The organism is Streptococcus mitis (assembly GCF_022137125.1).
GTDB classification, from domain to species: domain Bacteria; phylum Bacillota; class Bacilli; order Lactobacillales; family Streptococcaceae; genus Streptococcus; species Streptococcus mitis_CE.
This window is the reverse complement of sequence record NZ_JAKNEQ010000003.1, coordinates 185,685-203,898: the sequence shown is the minus strand read 5'-3', so window position 1 is coordinate 203,898 and position 18,214 is coordinate 185,685. Positions and strand designations below refer to the sequence as shown.

18 protein-coding genes are annotated in these 18,214 nt (G+C 41.0%); 17 read left to right on the top strand and 1 reads right to left on the bottom strand.

What is annotated here, in order from left to right; translation table 11 throughout:
- The first annotated feature begins 96 nt into the window (after window positions 1-96).
- The gene (locus tag L0P31_RS04595; protein ID WP_238095965.1) at window positions 97-1,803 is read left to right on the top strand and encodes a glucosaminidase domain-containing protein; all 1,707 of its coding nucleotides are present in this window, start codon (window positions 97-99) and stop codon (window positions 1,801-1,803) included.
- Between the two features lie 60 nt (window positions 1,804-1,863).
- Here L0P31_RS04595 and pavA read toward each other — a convergent pair whose 3' ends face one another.
- Entirely contained in the window at window positions 1,864-3,519 is a 1,656-nt protein-coding gene (pavA, locus tag L0P31_RS04590; protein WP_238095962.1) for an Rqc2 family fibronectin-binding protein PavA, read from the bottom strand.
- A gap of 104 nt (window positions 3,520-3,623) precedes the next feature.
- On the opposite strand from pavA, the gene ybeY reads away from it, so the two are divergent.
- The 16 genes from ybeY (at window position 3,624) to ftsW (ending at window position 18,212) form a co-directional block, all read left to right on the top strand.
- Window positions 3,624-4,121 (top strand): rRNA maturation RNase YbeY, encoded by a 498-nt coding sequence (gene ybeY, locus L0P31_RS04585; protein ID WP_000275159.1) that lies wholly within the window; start codon window positions 3,624-3,626, stop codon window positions 4,119-4,121.
- The gene (locus L0P31_RS04580; protein ID WP_000378165.1) at window positions 4,102-4,497 is read left to right on the top strand and encodes a diacylglycerol kinase family protein; all 396 of its coding nucleotides are present in this window, start codon (window positions 4,102-4,104) and stop codon (window positions 4,495-4,497) included. The genes ybeY and L0P31_RS04580 overlap by 20 nt, the downstream gene beginning before the upstream one ends.
- Before the next feature lie 16 nt (window positions 4,498-4,513).
- A complete protein-coding gene (gene era / locus L0P31_RS04575; RefSeq protein ID WP_000143264.1) occupies window positions 4,514-5,413 on the top strand; it encodes a GTPase Era in 900 nt (299 codons plus the stop codon).
- A 48-nt stretch (window positions 5,414-5,461) separates the two neighbouring features.
- Window positions 5,462-6,286 (top strand): DNA-formamidopyrimidine glycosylase, encoded by an 825-nt coding sequence (mutM, locus tag L0P31_RS04570; protein ID WP_078238342.1) that lies wholly within the window; start codon window positions 5,462-5,464, stop codon window positions 6,284-6,286.
- Complete coding sequence (coaE, locus tag L0P31_RS04565; RefSeq protein ID WP_078238343.1) at window positions 6,286-6,891, top strand: dephospho-CoA kinase; 606 nt, start codon at window positions 6,286-6,288, stop codon at window positions 6,889-6,891. Before mutM ends, coaE begins: the two co-directional genes overlap by 1 nt.
- Complete coding sequence (locus L0P31_RS04560; protein WP_238095960.1) at window positions 6,878-8,077, top strand: multidrug efflux MFS transporter PmrA; 1,200 nt, start codon at window positions 6,878-6,880, stop codon at window positions 8,075-8,077. Before coaE ends, L0P31_RS04560 begins: the two co-directional genes overlap by 14 nt.
- Complete coding sequence (gene rpmG / locus L0P31_RS04555; protein WP_001809104.1) at window positions 8,077-8,226, top strand: 50S ribosomal protein L33; 150 nt, start codon at window positions 8,077-8,079, stop codon at window positions 8,224-8,226. Before L0P31_RS04560 ends, rpmG begins: the two co-directional genes overlap by 1 nt.
- Window positions 8,227-8,265: 39 nt before the next feature.
- Window positions 8,266-8,499 carry a preprotein translocase subunit SecG gene (gene secG / locus L0P31_RS04550; RefSeq protein ID WP_000282517.1) on the top strand — a complete coding sequence of 78 codons (234 nt, stop codon included), beginning with the start codon at window positions 8,266-8,268 and terminating at the stop codon, window positions 8,497-8,499.
- A 100-nt stretch (window positions 8,500-8,599) separates the two neighbouring features.
- Entirely contained in the window at window positions 8,600-10,954 is a 2,355-nt protein-coding gene (gene rnr, locus L0P31_RS04545) for a ribonuclease R (RefSeq protein ID WP_078238345.1), read from the top strand.
- The gene (smpB, locus tag L0P31_RS04540; protein ID WP_001051742.1) at window positions 10,917-11,384 is read left to right on the top strand and encodes an SsrA-binding protein SmpB; all 468 of its coding nucleotides are present in this window, start codon (window positions 10,917-10,919) and stop codon (window positions 11,382-11,384) included. The genes rnr and smpB overlap by 38 nt, the downstream gene beginning before the upstream one ends.
- Window positions 11,385-11,399: 15 nt before the next feature.
- The gene (tehB, locus tag L0P31_RS04535; RefSeq protein ID WP_078238346.1) at window positions 11,400-12,260 is read left to right on the top strand and encodes an SAM-dependent methyltransferase TehB; all 861 of its coding nucleotides are present in this window, start codon (window positions 11,400-11,402) and stop codon (window positions 12,258-12,260) included.
- A 73-nt stretch (window positions 12,261-12,333) separates the two neighbouring features.
- Window positions 12,334-13,287, top strand: coding sequence for a competence protein CoiA (locus L0P31_RS04530; RefSeq protein ID WP_078238347.1), 954 nt, complete (start codon window positions 12,334-12,336; stop codon window positions 13,285-13,287).
- Window positions 13,288-13,305: 18 nt separating this feature from the next.
- The gene (gene pepF / locus L0P31_RS04525; RefSeq protein WP_238095958.1) at window positions 13,306-15,108 is read left to right on the top strand and encodes an oligoendopeptidase F; all 1,803 of its coding nucleotides are present in this window, start codon (window positions 13,306-13,308) and stop codon (window positions 15,106-15,108) included.
- A gap of 1 nt (window position 15,109) precedes the next feature.
- A complete protein-coding gene (locus tag L0P31_RS04520) occupies window positions 15,110-15,823 on the top strand; it encodes an O-methyltransferase (RefSeq protein WP_004241675.1) in 714 nt (237 codons plus the stop codon).
- Between the two features lie 66 nt (window positions 15,824-15,889).
- Entirely contained in the window at window positions 15,890-16,828 is a 939-nt protein-coding gene (gene prsA, locus L0P31_RS04515; protein ID WP_000727943.1) for a peptidylprolyl isomerase PrsA, read from the top strand.
- A gap of 160 nt (window positions 16,829-16,988) precedes the next feature.
- On the top strand, window positions 16,989-18,212 hold the full coding sequence (gene ftsW / locus L0P31_RS04510; protein ID WP_024057920.1) for a cell division peptidoglycan polymerase FtsW: 1,224 nt from the start codon (window positions 16,989-16,991) through the stop codon (window positions 18,210-18,212).
- Window positions 18,213-18,214 lie beyond the last annotated feature (2 nt).

The following is an 18,214-nucleotide window of genomic DNA, read 5'->3' as shown; positions in this document are numbered from 1 at the left end:
CTGCAATCAATCTGTTCTTGATTTTTTATCAGTTTGTAATATTGATTATAGAGAATTTTGATACAATAAAATAGAAAGAACAGAGGAAGAAAGTTTATGAAGAAATTGAGATTTGTTTTTTTAGCTCTGCTATTTTTCTTAGCCAGACCAGAGAGTGCAATGGCTAGTGATGGTACTTGGCAAGGAAAACAATACCTGAAAGCAGATGGGAATCAAGCAGCTAATGAGTGGATTTTTGATGCTCACTATCAATCTTGGTTTTATATAAAAGAAGATGCCAACTATGCTGAAAATGAATGGCTAAAGCAAGGTGACGACTATTTTTACCTCAAATTTGGTGGCTATATGGCCAAGTCAGAATGGATAGAAGACAAGGGAGTCCTCTATTATCTTGACCAAGATGGAAAGATGAAAAGAAATGCTTGGCTAGGAGCTTCCTATGTCGGTGCTACAGGTGCCAAGGTAATAGAAGACTGGGTCTATGATTCTCAATACGACGCTTGGTTTTATATCAAAGCAGATGGACAGCACGCAGAGAAAGAATGGCTCCAAATTAAAGGGAAGGACTATTATTTCAAATCCGGTGGTTATTTACTGACAAGTCAGTGGATTGACCAAGCTTATGTGAATTCTAGTGGTGCCAAAGTACAGAAAGGTTGGCTTTTTGACAAACAATACCAATCTTGGTTTTACATTAAAGAAAATGGAAATCATGCTGATAAAGAATGGATTTTTGATAATGGTCAGTATTATTATCTAAAATCTGGAGGCTATATGGCAGCCAATGAATGGATTTTGGATAAAGAATCATGGTTTTACCTCAAATCTGATGGCAAAATGGCTGAAAAAGAATGGGTCTATGATTCTCATAGTCAAGCCTGGTACTACTTCAAATCTGCTGGCTACATGGCAAAAAATGAGACTATTGATGGTCATCAGCTAGGAAACGATGGAAAATGGCATAAGGAGCCCAAGACTAGCTCTGAGTATTATCAGGTCCTTCCAGTGACTGCAAATGTTTATGATGCAGATGGTGAAAAGCTCTCCTATATATCGCAAGGTAGTGTCGTCTGGCTAGATAAGGATAGAAAAAGTGATGATAAGCATCTGGCTATTACTGTTTCTGGTTTGTCAGGCTATATGAAAACAGAAGATTTACAAGCATTAGATGCTAGTAAGGATTTTATCCCTTATTATGAGAGTGATGGCCACCGTTTTTATCACTATGTGGCTCAGAATGCTAGTATCCCAGTAGCTTCTCATCTTTCTGATATGGAAGTAGGCAAGAAATATTATTCGGCAGATGGGTTGCATTTTGATGGTTTTAAGCTTGAGAATTCCTTCCTTTTCAAAGATTTAACAGAGGCTACAAACTATAGTGCTGAAGACTTGGATAAGGTATTTAGTCTGTTAAACATTAACAATAGCCTCTTGGAGAACAAGGGAGCTACCTTTAAGGAAGCCGAAGAACATTACCATATCAATGCCCTCTATCTCCTTGCCCATAGTGCTTTAGAAAGTGATTGGGGACGAAGTAAGATTGCTAAAGATAAGAATAATTTCTTTGGAATTACAGCCTATGATACGACTCCTTACCTTTCTGCTAAGAAATTTGATGATGTGGATAAGGGAATTTTAGGTGCAACTAAGTGGATTAAGGAAAATTATATTGATAGGGGCAGAACTTTCCTTGGAAACAAGGCGTCTGGTATGAATGTTGAATATGCCTCAGACCCTTATTGGGGTGAAAAAATTGCTAGTGTGATGATGAAAATCAATGAGAAACTAGGTGGCAAAGATTAGTCCTAATATTGGATATGATTTGAGTGAATAGTATGTTAAAAATCCTGATTTCAAGTCGAATCAGGATTTTTTCATTGATACAATTTTTTCTGGATCTGGTGTGACACGGAGGGTCTTTTGTCCTGTGTAAGTGACAAAGCCTGGTTTGCCACCAGTTGGTTTGTTGAGTTTCTTGACTTCAATCATATCTACCTGAACCAGATTTGACAGGCGACCTTGAGAGAAGTAGGCTGCAAGTTCTGCTGCGTCTGTCTTGACTTCATCAGATGGCTCAAGATTTCCTGAGATGACAACGTGACTTCCAGGAATGTCCTTGGCATGGAACCAAAGTTCCTCCTTGCGGGCCATTTTAAAGGTTAGCTCCTCGTTTTGCAGGTTGTTGCGACCGACATAGATGATGGTTTTGCCATCGCTTGCTAGATATTGTTCTGGTTTTTTGCGTTTCTGGATTTTCTCCCGTTGTCTTCTGCGGATAAAGCCAGTTTGAATCAATTCTTCACGGATTTCAGCGATTTCTTCTAGTCCAGCTTGGTTGAGGACGGTCTCGACACTTTCCAGATAGAGAATGGTTGACTTGGTTTCTTCAATCAGATCAGTCAAGTATTTGACAGCTTCTTTGAGTTTCTGATAACGTTTGAAATAGCGTTGGGCATTCTGGTTGGGAGTCAAGGCCTTATCAAGCGCAATGGTGATAGGTTGGTTGGTGTAGTAGTTGTCTAGGATAACCTGGTCTTGATCATTGGGAACTTGGTGGAGGAAGGTTGTCAGCAATTCCCCTTTTTGGCGAAATTCCTCCGCATTGTCTGTCGCCAGTAACTCTTTTTCTTGTTTTTTCAGCTTATGGCGATTTTTTTGAAGTTCATTTTCAACACGACGAATCAGTTCACTGGCTTGCTGTTTGACGCGGTCCCGTTCAGCCTTGTCCTTATAGTAGGTGTCCAGCAAATCAGAAAGACTGGTAAAAGGCTCTCCCACTTGATTTTCAAAAGGAACTGGACTGAAGGAAGTCTCTGTCAAGTAGGGCTTGGTTTCTTGACTAAAAAAGTTACGGAAAGTAGACAGTTTATCACTAACCAGAATGTTTTCCAATTCATTTGCCGTATCGCGTCCCAGACCTTGAAAGAGGCTTTGAAGATTTTTAGCTGTCGTTTCCTGTGTTTGCAGGATTTCAAAAAGTTTCTCGTCCTTGATTGTAAAAGGATTGAGAGCTTCCGTACTTGGCGGAGCGATATAGGTCGATCCAGGAAGCAAGGTGCGGTAGCTATTTTGTGAAAAGCCAACATGTTTGATAACTTCGAGGATTTTATGACTGCTTTTATCGACCAGTAGAATATTACTGTGTTTCCCCATAATTTCGATAATCAAGGTAGCCTGAATATGGTCCCCAATCTCGTTTTTATTAGAAACCGTAATTTCCACAATACGGTCATTTTCCACTTGCTCAATCGACTCAATCAGGGCACCCTGCAAATATTTTCTTAAAACCATGATAAAGGTAGAAGGCTGGGCTGGGTTTTCAAAAGTTGTTTGGGTCAGCTGAATGCGTCCAAAAACTGGATGGGCAGAAAGGAGCAGGCGATGACTTTGGCGATTGCTACGGATTTGCAAGACCAACTCTTGTTCAAAAGGTTGATTGATTTTCTGAATGCGACCATTCACTAATTCTCTTCGCAATTCCTCAACCATGTGGTGTAAAAAAAATCCGTCAAATGACATCGTTCTCTCCTTGTGATTGTATTCCATAGTATTATATCAAAAAGGTAGAATAAAATCATGGAAATGTGGTATAATAAAGCCAAGTAAAGAGAAACGAGAAGCACATGTATATTGAAATGGTAGATGAAACTGGTCAAGTTTCAAAAGAAATGTTGCAACAAACCCAAGAGATTTTGGAATTTGCAGCCCAAAAATTAGGAAAAGAAGACAAGGAGATGGCAGTTACCTTTGTGACCAATGAGCGTAGTCATGAACTCAATCTGGAGTACCGTGACACCGACCGTCCAACAGATGTCATCAGCCTTGAGTATAAGCCAGAGTTGGAAATTTCCTTTGACGAAGAGGATTTGCTTGAAAATCCAGAATTAGCAGAGATGATGTCTGAGTTTGATGCCTATATTGGGGAATTGTTCATCTCCATCGATAAGGCTCATGAGCAAGCTGAGGAATATGGACATAGCTTTGAGCGTGAGATGGGCTTCTTGGCAGTACACGGCTTTTTACATATCAACGGCTATGATCACTACACTCCAGAAGAAGAAGCGGAGATGTTCGGTTTACAAGAAGAAATTTTGACAGCCTATGGACTCACAAGACAATAAACGAAAATGGAAAAATCGTGACCTGATATCCAGTTTAGAATTTGCCCTGACAGGAATTTTTACTGCCATAAAGGAAGAACGCAATATGCGAAAACATGCAGTGACGGCTCTTGTAGTCATTCTTGCAGGTTTTGTTTTTCAGGTGTCACGAATCGAATGGCTCTTTCTCCTATTGAGCATTTTCTTGGTAGTAGCCTTTGAAATTATCAACTCTGCTATTGAAAATGTGGTGGATTTGGCCAGTCACTATCACTTTTCCATGCTGGCTAAAAATGCCAAGGATATGGCGGCTGGCGCGGTATTAGTGGTCTCTCTTTTCGCGGCCTTAACAGGCGCATTGATTTTTCTCCCACGGATTTGGGATCTAATATTTTAAACAGTAAGAGGAAATTATGACATTTAAATCAGGCTTTGTAGCCATTTTAGGACGTCCCAATGTTGGGAAGTCAACTTTTTTAAATCACGTTATGGGGCAAAAGATTGCCATCATGAGTGACAAGGCGCAGACAACGCGCAATAAAATCATGGGAATTTACACCACTGATAAAGAACAAATTGTCTTTATTGATACACCAGGGATTCACAAGCCTAAGACAGCTCTCGGAGATTTTATGGTTGAGTCTGCCTACAGTACCCTTCGTGAAGTGGATACAGTTCTTTTCATGGTACCTGCTGATGAAGCGCGTGGTAAAGGGGACGACATGATTATCGAGCGTCTCAAGGCTGCCAAGGTTCCTGTCATTTTGGTGGTGAACAAGATCGATAAGGTTCATCCAGACCAGCTTTTGTCTCAGATTGATGATTTTCGTAATCAAATGGACTTTAAGGAAATCGTTCCAATCTCAGCTCTTCAAGGGAATAACGTCTCTCGTCTAGTGGATATTTTGAGTGAAAATCTGGACGAAGGTTTCCAATATTTCCCATCTGATCAAATCACAGACCATCCAGAACGTTTCTTGGTTTCAGAGATGGTTCGCGAGAAAGTCTTGCACCTAACTCGTGAAGAGATCCCGCATTCTGTCGCAGTAGTTGTGGATTCTATGAAACGAGACGAAGAGACAGACAAGGTTCACATCCGTGCAACCATCATGGTCGAGCGCGATAGCCAAAAAGGGATTATCATCGGTAAAGGTGGTGCTATGCTTAAGAAAATCGGTAGTATGGCCCGTCGTGATATTGAACTGATGCTAGGAGATAAGGTCTTCCTAGAAACATGGGTCAAGGTCAAGAAAAACTGGCGCGATAAAAAGCTAGATTTGGCTGACTTTGGCTATAATGAAAAAGAATATTAAGTAGAGGTGGGCTCATGCCTGCTTCTTGTTTTTACAGAAGGAGGACTTATGCCTGAATTACCTGAGGTTGAAACCGTTCGTCGTGGCTTAGAAAAATTGATTTTGGGAAAGAAAATTTCGAGTATAGAAATTCGCTATCCCAAGATGATTAAAACGGATTTGGACGAGTTTCGAAAGGAAGTACCTGGTCAAGTTGTTGAGTCAATGGGACGTCGTGGCAAATATTTGCTTTTTTACCTGACAGACAAGGTCTTGATTTCCCATCTGCGGATGGAGGGCAAGTATTTTTACTATCCAGACCAGGTTCCTGAACGCAAGCATGCCCATCTTTTCTTCCAGTTTGAGGATGGTGGCACGCTTGTTTATGAGGATGTACGCAAGTTTGGTACTATGGAACTCTTGTCTCCTGGCCTCTTGGAAGCTTATTTTATTTCTAAGAAATTAGGTCCTGAACCAAGCGAACAAGACTTTGATTTACAGGTCTTTCAAGTAGCTCTAGCTCAGTCTAAAAAGCCTATCAAGTCCCATCTCCTAGACCAGACCTTGGTGGCTGGACTTGGCAATATCTATGTGGATGAGGTCCTCTGGCGAGCTCAGGTTCATCCAGCTAGGCCTTCCCAGACTTTGACAGCAGCAGAAGCGACAGCTATTCATGACCAGACAATTGCTGTATTGGGACAGGCTGTTGAAAAAGGTGGTTCCACCATTCGGACCTATACCAATGCCTTTGGGGAAGATGGAACTATGCAGGATTTTCATCAGGTCTATGACAAGGCTGGTCAAGAATGCTCACGTTGTGGCACTGTGATTGAGAAAGTCCAACTAGGCGGACGAGGTACCCATTTTTGTCCTCAGTGTCAAAGGAGGAATTGATGGGAAAAATTATCGGAATCACTGGAGGAATTGCCTCTGGTAAGTCAACTGTGACAAATTTTCTAAGAAAGCAAGGCTTGCAAGTAGTGGATGCCGACGCAGTCGTCCATCAACTACAGAAACCTGGTGGTCGTCTGTTTCAGGCTATAGTCCAGCATTTTGGTCAAGAAATCATTCTAGAAAATGGAGAACTTAATCGCTCTTTGCTAGCTAGTCTTATCTTTTCAAATCCTGAAGAACGAGAATGGTCTAAGCAAATCCAAGGAGAGATTATCCGTGAGGAACTAGCTACATTAAGAGACCAATTGGCTCAAACAGAAGAGATTTTTTTCATGGATATACCCTTACTTTTTGAGCAGGACTACGTCTCTTGGTTTGATGAGACTTGGCTGGTCTATGTGGATAGGGATGTCCAAGTGAAACGCTTAATGAAAAGGGATCGGTTATCCAAGGATGGAGCTGAATCTCGTCTGGCAGCCCAGTGGCCTTTAGAAAAAAAGAAAGATTTGGCTAGCCATGTTCTAGATAACAATGGCAATCAGGATCAGCTTCTAACTCAGGTGCTTACCCTTCTTGAGGGAGGTAAGCAAGATGACAAAGATTAACTGGAAAGATAATCTGCGCATTGCTTGGTTTGGTAATTTTCTGACAGGAGCCAGTATTTCCTTAGTTGTGCCTTTTATGCCTATTTTTGTGGAAAATTTAGGTGTAGGGAGTGATCAAGCTGCTTTTTATGCAGGTTTAGCTATTTCTGTCTCTGCCATTTCTGCGGCACTTTTCTCTCCTATCTGGGGCATCCTTGCTGACAAATACGGTCGAAAACCCATGATGATTCGGGCTGGGATGGCCATGACCATTACTATGGGGGGCTTGGCTTTTGTCCCAAATATTTATTGGTTAATCTTTCTTCGCTTACTAAATGGTGTATTTGCAGGTTTTGTTCCTAACGCCACAGCCTTGATAGCTAGTCAGGTTCCCAAGGAGAAATCAGGCTCTGCTCTTGGGACTTTGTCTACAGGAGTAGTAGCAGGTACTTTAACTGGTCCTTTTATCGGTGGCTTTATCGCAGAATTATTTGGCATTCGTACAGTCTTTTTACTGGTTGGTAGTTTTCTCTTCTTAGCCGCTGTTTTGACTATTTGCTTTATCAAGGAAGATTTTCAACCAGTAGCAAAAGAAAAGGCCATTCCAACAAAGGAATTATTTACATCAGTTAACTATCCCTATCTCTTGGTCAACCTCTTTCTGACCAGTTTTGTCATCCAATTTTCAGCCCAATCAATCGGACCTATCTTAGCTCTGTATGTACGCGACTTAGGCCAGACAGAGAATCTTCTTTTTGTCTCTGGTTTGATTGTATCCAGTATGGGCTTTTCCAGCATGATGAGTGCAGGTGTTATGGGAAAGCTAGGTGACAAGGTGGGCAATCATCGCCTCTTGGTTGTAGCCCAGTTTTATTCAGTCATCATCTATCTCTTCTGTGCCAATGCCTCTAACCCGCTTCAACTAGGACTTTATCGTTTCCTCTTTGGCTTGGGAACCGGTGCCTTGATTCCCGGAGTTAATGCTCTTCTCAGCAAGATGACACCCAAAGCTGGTATTTCAAGAGTATTTGCCTTCAATCAGGTCTTCTTTTATCTGGGAGGTGTCGTTGGTCCCATGGCAGGTTCTGCAGTAGCAGGCCAATTTGGCTACCATGCAGTCTTTTATGCGACAAGCCTTTGTGTTGCCTTTAGTTGTCTCTTTAACCTTCTTCAATTTCGAACATTATTAAAAGTAAAGGAAATCTAGTGCGAGTAAAAATTAATCTCAAATGCTCCTCTTGTGGCAGTATCAATTACCTAACCAGTAAAAATTCAAAAACCCATCCAGACAAGATTGAGGTTTTAAAGTATTGTCCCAAGGAAAGAAAAGTAACCCTACATCTTGAATCTAAGTAGATTTTATGGTAAAATAATAGGGATTTTAAGGAGTTTGATATGTATAACCTATTATTAACCATTTTATTAGTATTATCTGTTGTGATTGTGATTGCGATTTTCATGCAACCAACCAAAAACCAATCCAGCAATGTATTTGATGCCAGCTCAGGTGATTTGTTTGAACGCAGTAAAGCACGCGGTTTCGAAGCTGTAATGCAGCGTTTGACAGGGATTTTAGTCTTTTTCTGGCTAGCCATTGCCTTAGCATTGACGGTATTATCAAGTAGATAAGAAAATAATGGGCAGGACTAGGTCTTTGCCTCTTTTTATTTTTAAAAGATATTTGAGAAGGTTTTACAGTAAAAGAAAACAAAAAATCTAGAAAGAAAATATGAAAGATAGAATAAAAGAATATTTACAAGATAAGGGAAAGGTAACTGTCAATGACTTGGCTCAGGCTTTGGAAAAAGACGGTTCCAAGGATTTTCGTGAGTTGATTAAAACCTTGTCCCTAATGGAAAGAAAGCACCAGATTCGCTTTGAGGAAGATGGTAGTCTGACTTTAGAAGTTAAGAAAAAACATGAAATTACCCTCAAGGGGATTTTTCATGCCCATAAAAATGGCTTTGGTTTTGTTAGTCTAGAAGGGGAAGAGGACGACCTTTTTGTAGGAAAAAACGATGTCAACTATGCTATTGATGGTGATACCGTTGAGGTTGTCATCAAAAAAGTAGCTGACCGCAATAAGGGTACAGCAGCAGAAGCCAAAATTATCGATATCCTAGAACACAGCTTAACAACCGTTGTCGGTCAAATCGTACTAGATCAGGAAAAACCTAAGTATGCAGGTTATATTCGTTCAAAAAACCAGAAAATCAGCCAACCGATTTATGTTAAGAAACCTGCCCTTAAACTAGAAGGGACGGAAGTTCTAAAGGTCTTTATCGACAAATACCCAAGTAAGAAACATGATTTCTTTGTAGCGAGTGTCCTTGATGTGGTGGGGCATTCAACGGATGTTGGGATTGATGTTCTTGAGGTCTTGGAATCAATGGACATTGTATCCGAGTTTCCAGAAGCTGTTGTCAAGGAAGCAGAAAGTGTGCCGGATGCTCCGTCTCAAAAGGATATGGAAGGTCGTCTGGACTTGAGAGATGAGATTACATTTACCATTGACGGTGCTGATGCTAAGGACTTGGACGATGCGGTACATATCAAGGCCTTGAAAAATGGCAATATCGAACTCGGAGTTCACATTGCGGATGTTTCCTACTATGTGACCGAGGGGTCTGCCCTTGACAAAGAAGCCCTTAACCGCGCAACTTCTGTCTATGTGACAGACCGTGTGGTCCCAATGCTTCCAGAACGATTGTCTAATGGAATTTGCTCCCTCAATCCCCAAGTTGACCGCCTGACCCAGTCTGCCATTATGGAGATCGATAAACATGGTCGTGTGGTCAACTACACCATCACACAAACGGTAATCAAGACTAGCTTCCGTATGACCTATAGCGATGTCAATGATATCCTAGCTGGCGACGAGGAAAAAAGAAAAGAATATCAGAAAATTGTTCCAAGTATTGAACTCATGGCTAAGCTCCATGAGACATTGGAAGGTATGCGTGTGAAACGTGGAGCCCTCAATTTTGATACCAATGAGGCTAAGATTTTAGTTGATAAACAAGGTAAGCCTGTTGATATCGTTCTTCGTCAGCGTGGTGTTGCCGAGCGCATGATTGAGTCCTTTATGTTGATGGCCAATGAGACAGTTGCTGAGCATTTCAGCAAGCTGGATTTGCCTTTCATCTATCGAATTCACGAGGAGCCCAAGGCTGAAAAGGTTCAGAAGTTTATTGATTATGCTTCAAGCTTTGGCTTGCGCATTTATGGGACTGCTAGTGAGATTAGCCAGGAGGCTCTCCAAGACATCATGTGTACTGTTGAGGGAGAACCTTATGCGGATGTATTGTCCATGATGCTTCTCCGTTCTATGCAGCAGGCTCGCTATTCGGAGCATAATCACGGCCACTATGGACTAGCAGCTGACTACTATACTCACTTTACTAGCCCGATTCGACGTTATCCAGACCTTCTTGTTCACCGTATGATTCGGGACTACGGCCGTTCTAAGGAAATAGCCGAGCATTTTGAACAAGTGATTCCAGAGATTGCGACCCAGTCTTCTAACCGGGAGCGTCGTGCCATTGAGGCTGAGCGTGAAGTAGAAGCCATGAAAAAGGCTGAGTACATGGAAGCATACGTGGGCGAAGAGTATGATGCGGTTGTATCAAGTATCGTCAAGTTCGGACTCTTTGTTGAATTGCCAAATACAGTTGAAGGCTTGATTCACATCACCAATCTACCTGAATTTTATCATTTCAATGAACGTGATTTAACCCTTCGTGGGGAGAAATCAGGTACAACCTTCCGTGTAGGGCAACAGATTCGTATTCGGGTTGAAAGAGCTGACAAGATGACGGGTGAAATTGACTTTTCTTATATCCCAAGTGAGTTTGATGTGATTGAGAAAGGCTTGAAACAGTCTAGTCGTAGTGACAGAGGGCGTGGTTCAAATCGTCGTTCAGATAAGAAGGAAGACAAGAGAAAATCAGGACGCTCAAATGATAAGCGCAAGCATTCACAAAAAGACAAGAAGAAAAAAGGTAAGAAACCTTTTTACAAGGAAGTAGCTAAGAAAGGAGCCAAGCATGGCAAAGGGCGAGGGAAAGGTCGTCGCACAAAATAAAAAGGCGCACCACGACTATACAATCGTAGATACGCTAGAGGCAGGGATGGTCCTGACAGGAACTGAAATCAAGAGTGTACGAGCTGCTCGAATCAATCTCAAGGATGGCTTTGCCCAAGTAAAAAATGGGGAGGTCTGGTTGAGCAATGTTCATATTGCTCCTTACGAAGAGGGCAATATCTGGAACCAAGAACCAGAACGTCGTCGTAAACTCCTGCTCCATAAGAAACAAATCCAAAAATTAGAACAAGAGACTAAAGGAACAGGAATGACCCTGGTTCCCCTTAAGGTCTATATCAAAGATGGTTACGCTAAACTCCTTTTAGGTTTAGCTAAAGGGAAGCATGACTATGATAAACGGGAGTCTATCAAACGACGTGAGCAAAACCGCGACATCGCGCGTGTTATGAAAGCTGTTAATCAGCGATAAAAAGAGGAAATGAAGATGGAAAAACTAGTTGCCTATAAACGTATGCCTTTGTGGACTAAAGAAACCATGCCAGAGGCTGTTCAGCAGAAACACAATACCAAGGTTGGGACTTGGGGTAAGATCACAGTTGTAAAAGGAGCTCTCAAGTTTATTGAATTGACCGAAGAAGGAGAAGTTCTAGCTGAACACCTCTTTAAAGCGGGAGCTGACAATCCCATGGCGCAACCTCAAGCCTGGCACCGAGTGGAGGCTGCCACAGACGATGTGGAATGGTACTTGGAATTTTATTGTAAACCTGAGGACTATTTCCCTAAGAAATACAATACCAATCCTGTTCATTCGGAGGTCTTAGAAGCTATGCAGACAGTGAAACCAGGGAAAGCTTTGGATTTGGGCTGTGGTCAAGGCCGGAATGCACTCTTTCTAGCAAAGAATGGTTTTGATGTGACAGCTGTAGATCAAAATGAATTATCTCTTGAAATCTTGCAAAGCATTGTGGAGCAGGAAGATTTGGATATGCCTGTTGGTCTCTACGATATCAATTCAGCCAGCATTGGGCAAGAATATGATTTTATCGTTTCAACAGTTGTTCTGATGTTTTTGCAAGCAGACCGCATTCCTGCAATTATCAAAAATATGCAGGAGCATACCACGGTCGGTGGCTACAACCTTATCGTCTGTGCCATGGACACGGAAGATTATCCTTGCTCGGTTAACTTCCCATTCACCTTTAAAGAAGGGGAATTGGCAGACTATTACAAGGACTGGGAAATGGTTAAGTACAATGAAAATCCAGGCCATCTTCACCGTCGCGATGAGAATGGCAATCGCATTCAACTACGCTTTGCGACCATGCTAGCTAAGAAAATCAAGTAAACACACATGAAGATTAGGAAATTTCCTGATCTTTTTTCTTTTTTTACGAATAATATAGAAAAGGAGGGAAATCATGTTTGTTGCGAGAGATGCTAGGGGAGAATTGGTAAATGTGTTAGAGGATAAGCTTGAGAAGCAAGCATACACCTGCCCAGCTTGTGGAGGTCAGCTCCGTTTGCGTCAAGGACCAAGTGTCCGGATCCATTTTGCCCACAAAACCTTAAAAGACTGTGATTTTTCCTCTGAAAATGAAAGTCCAGAACACTTGGCCAATAAGGAATCTCTCTATCAGTGGTTGAAAAAAGAGGTAGAGGTTCAATTAGAATACCCCCTTCCAGAGCTTAAACAGATTGCGGATGTATTTGTAAATGGCAATCTAGCTCTAGAGGTTCAGTGTAGCCCCTTGCCTCAAAAAGTTCTTAAAGAGCGAAGTGAGGGCTATCGTAGTCAGGGTTATCAAGTACTGTGGTTGCTGGGTCAAAAACTTTGGCTCAAGGAGCGTTTAACTCGTCTGCAACAAGGTTTTCTCTATTTTAGTCACAACATGGGCTTTTATGTTTGGGAATTAGATAAGGAAAAACAGCTTTTAAGGCTCAAATACCTGATTCACCAAGACCTCCGTGGTAAACTCCATTATCAAATCAAGGAATTTCCCTATGGTCAAGCTAGTTTATTGGAAATATTGCGTTTTCCTTATAAGAAACAAAAAATATCTCATTTTACAGTTTCTCAGGACAAGGGCATTTGTCGCTATATCCGGCAACAGCTGTACTATCAACATCCCTTTTGGATGAAAGAACAAGCAGAAGCCTATCAGAAGGGAGAAAATCTCCTGACTTATGGGCTAAAAGAATGGTATCCACAAATTCGGCCACTAGTAGGCAAATTTTTCCAGATTGAGCAAGATTTGACCAGCTATTATCAGCACTTTTACACCTATTACCAAGAAAATCCTCAAAATGATTGGCAAAAGCTTTATCCACCAGCCTTTTATCAGCAATATTTCTTGAAAAATATGGTAGAATAGAAAGGATGGAGGAATCTAATGGTATTACAAAGACATGAAATAAATGAAAAAGATACATGGGATCTATCAACGATCTACCCAACTGACCAGGCTTGGGAAGAAGCCTTAAAAGAGTTAACAGAACAACTGGAGAAAGTAAGCCAGTATGAAGGTCATCTCTTGGATAGCGCGGATAGCCTACTAGAAATTACTGAATTTTCTCTTGAAATGGAACGCCAGATGGAGAAGCTTTACGTCTATGCTCATATGAAGAATGATCAGGATACTCGTGAAGCTAAGTACCAAGAGTACTATGCCAAGGCAATGACTCTCTACAGCCAGCTAGACCAAGCCTTTTCATTCTATGAGCCTGAATTTATGGAGATTAGTGAAGAGCAGTATGCTGACTTTTTAGAGGCTCAACCAAAATTGCAGGTTTATCAACACTATTTTGACAAGCTTTTACAAGGCAAGGAACACGTTCTATCACAACGTGAAGAAGAATTATTGGCTGGAGCTGGAGAAATCTTTGGTTCGGCAAGTGAAACCTTCGCTATCTTGGACAATGCGGATATTGTGTTCCCTTATGTCCTTGACGATGATGGTAAAGAAGTTCAGCTCTCTCATGGGACTTACACACGTTTGATGGAGTCTAAAAATCGTGAGGTGCGTCGTGGTGCCTATCAAGCACTTTATGCGACTTATGAACAATTCCAACATACCTATGCCAAAACCTTGCAAACCAATGTTAAGGTGCAAAACTACCGTGCCAAAGTTCGCAACTATAAGAGTGCTCGTCATGCAGCCCTCGCTGCGAATTTTGTTCCAGAGAGTGTTTATGACAATTTGGTAGCAGCAGTTCGCAAGCATTTGCCACTCTTGCATCGTTACCTTGAACTTCGTTCAAAAATCTTGGGAATTTCAGACCTCAAGATGTACGATGTCTACACACCACTTTCATCTGTTGAATATAGTTTTACCTACCAAGAAGCCTTGAAAAAAGCAGAAGATGCCTTGGCAGTCTTGGGTGAGGATTACTTGAGCCGTGTTAAACGTGCCTTCAGCGAGCGTTGGATTGATGTTTACGAAAACCAAGGCAAGCGTTCAGGAGCCTACTCTGGTGGTTCTTACGATACCAATGCCTTCATGCTTCTCAACTGGCAGGACAATCTAGACAATCTCTTCACCCTTGTTCATGAAACAGGTCACAGTATGCATTCAAGCTATACTCGTGAAACTCAGCCTTATGTTTACGGAGATTATTCTATCTTCTTGGCTGAGATTGCTTCGACTACTAATGAAAATATCTTGACGGAGAAATTATTGGAAGAAGTGGAAGACGACGCAACGCGCTTTGCTATCCTCAATAACTTCCTAGATGGTTTCCGTGGAACAGTTTTCCGTCAAACTCAATTTGCTGAGTTTGAACACGCTATTCACCAAGCGGATCAAAATGGTGAAGTCTTAACAAGCGATTTCCTAAATAAACTCTACGCAGACTTGAACCAGGAGTATTATGGTTTGAGCAAGGAAGACAATCCTGAAATCCAATACGAGTGGGCCCGCATTCCACACTTCTACTATAACTACTATGTATATCAATATTCAACTGGTTTTGCAGCAGCCTCAGCCTTGGCTGAAAAGATTGTTCATGGTAGTCAAGAAGACCGTGACCGCTATATAGATTACCTCAAGGCAGGTAAGTCTGACTATCCACTTAATGTCATGAGAAAAGCTGGTGTTGATATGGAGAAGGAAGGCTACCTAAACGATGCCTTTGCAGTCTTTGAACGCCGTTTAAATGAGTTTGAAGCCCTTGTTGAAAAATTGGGATTGGCATAAGATGGTTGAATCGTATAGTAAGAATGCCAACCATAACATGCGTCGTCCCGTTGTCAAAGAAGAAATTGTAGACTTGATGCGCCAGCGTCAAAAGCAAGTCACAGGTTCCTTGAAAGAATTGGAAGATTTTGCCCGTAAGGAAAATATTCCCATTATTCCCCATGAAACGGTTGCTTATTTCCGTTTTCTCATGGAAACCATACAACCTAAAAACATTCTGGAAATTGGGACGGCTATCGGTTTTTCAGCCCTCTTGATGGCGGAACATGCGCCAAAGGCCAAGATTACAACCATTGACCGCAATCCAGAAATGATTGGTTTTGCCAAGGAAAATTTTGCCCAGTTTGACAGTCGCAAGCAAATCACGCTCCTAGAAGGAGATGCGGTAGATATCTTATCTACCTTGACAGAGTCCTATGATTTCGTCTTTATGGATTCAGCCAAGTCTAAATACATCGTCTTTTTGCCAGAAATCCTCAAACATTTGGAAATTGGTGGTGTGGTTGTCTTGGATGATATTTTCCAAGGTGGTGATGTTGCTAAGGATATTATGGAAGTCCGTCGTGGCCAGCGAACTATTTACAGAGGCCTTCAAAGACTATTTGATGCAACCTTAGACAATCCAGGACTCACTGCAACATTAGTACCTCTGGGTGACGGCATCCTCATGCTTCGTAAAAATGTAGCAGATGTTCAATTGCCTGACAGCGAATGATTTTCAGAAAAATTTAAGAAAATATAGTAAAATAGATAGGGTAACACTTATCTCAAAGGAGTAGACATGAAGAAAAAACTATTGGCAGGTGCCATTACACTATTATCAGTAGCAACTTTAGCAGCTTGTTCGAAAGGTTCAGAAGGGGCAGACCTTATCAGCATGAAAGGAGATGTTATCACAGAACATCAATTTTATGAGCAAGTGAAAAGCAATCCTTCAGCCCAACAAGTGTTGTTGAACTTGACTATCCAAAAAGTATTTGAGAAACAATACGGTTCAGAAGTAGATGACAAAGAAGTCAACGATACTATTGCCGAAGAAGAGAAACAATATGGTGAAAACTACCAACGTGTCTTATCACAAGCAGGAATGACTCTTGAAACACGTAAAGCGCAAATTCGTACTAGTAAATTAGTTGAGTTGGCAGTTAAAAAAGCAGCAGAAGCTGAATTGACAGACGATGCTTACAAGAAGGCTTTTGACGAGTACACTCCAGATGTAACGGCTCAAATTATCCGTTTGGACAATGAAGACAAAGCTAAAGAAATTCTTGAAAAAGCTAAAGCTAGTGATGCAGACTTTGCTCAATTAGCCAAAGATAATTCAACAGATGAGAAAACTAAAGCGAATGGTGGAGAAATCACTTTTGATTCTGCTTCAACAGAAGTACCAGAACAAGTTAAAAAAGCTGCTTTTGCTTTAGATGTAAACGGTGTTTCTGATGTGATTAGCGTTACTGGAACACAAGCCTACAGCAGTCAATATTACATTGTTAAACTGATTAAGAAAACAGAAAAATCATCTAATATTGACGATTACAAAGAAAAATTAAAAACTGTTATCTTAACTCAAAAACAAAACGACGCATCATTTGTTCAAAGTATTATCGGAAAAGAATTGCAAGCAGCCAATATCAAGGTTAAAGATCAAGCCTTCCAAAATATCTTCACTCAATACATCGGTGGTGGAGATTCAAGCTCAAGCAGTTCTTCAAAAGAATAAAACAGAAAAGAGCCAAGTGCTCTTTTTCTTATGAGAAAATCTTCTATCTTAAGGGTAAGAGTTTTTTTCTTTCGGAAAAAATGGTATAATAGCAATCAAAACTAGAAAATAAACGGAATTTGGGAATAATTTCTTTTGTTCTCATTAGATTGGTGATACTATGAAGATTAGTAAGAGGCACCTGTTAAACTATTCTATTCTAGTTCCTTACTTACTTTTATCTATTTTGGGTTTGATTGTAGTCTATTCTACAACCAGTGCCATTCTTATCGAAGAAGGTAAAAGTGCCCTCCAATTGGTTCGAAGTCAGGGAATGTTTTGGATATTTAGTTTAATATTGATTGTCTTGATATATAAGCTGAAACTGAATTTTTTAAGAAAAGAACGACTTTTATTTATTGTTATGTTTGTTGAGCTGATTCTCTTAGCTCTGGCTCGCTTAATTGGTACGCCAGTCAATGGAGCCTATGGTTGGATTTCAGTAGGACCTTTGACCATTCAGCCAGCGGAGTATTTGAAGATTATCATCGTCTGGTACTTGGCCCAACGTTTTTCAAAACAACAGGATGAAATTGGTATTTACGATTTTCAAGTTTTAACTCAAAATCAATGGATTCCTCGAGCTTTTAATGATTGGCGTTTTGTCCTCTTGGTAATGATAGGAAGTTTGGCTATTTTCCCAGATTTGGGGAATGCTACAATCCTAGCGCTGGTCGCCTTGATTATGTATACAGTTAGTGGGATTGCTCATCGTTGGTTTATAGTCTTTATCGGTGTATTGTTTGGAGTTTCAGCCCTATCTCTATCAGCTATTTCTGTAATTGGGGTTGATAAGTTTTCAAAAGTTCCAGTATTTGGTTACGTGGCCAAGCGTTTCAGTGCCTACTTTAATCCCTTTGCTGATTTGGCAGGAGCTGGTCACCAACTTGCAAATTCCTACTTTGCTATGGTAAATGGTGGATGGTTTGGTTTAGGCTTAGGAAATTCAATAGAAAAACGTGGTTATTTACCAGAGGCCCATACAGACTTTGTATTTTCAATTGTCATTGAAGAGTTTGGATTTGTGGGAGCCAGTTTGATTTTGGCACTTGTCTTTTTCCTGATTTTGCGAATTATCCTAGTAGGAATTCGTGCTAAGAATCCCTTTAATTCTATGATGGCGATTGGGGTTGGGGGGATGATGTTGGTACAGGTCTTTGTCAATATCGGTGGAATTTCTGGTATTATTCCCTCGACAGGAGTAACCTTCCCCTTCTTATCGCAAGGAGGGAACAGTCTCCTAGTCTTGTCTGTAGCCATCGCCTTTGTCTTAAATATTGATGCAAGTGAAAAACGTGCCCAATTATATGAGGAGTTAGAAGCTCACTCATCAAACTATATGTAGAG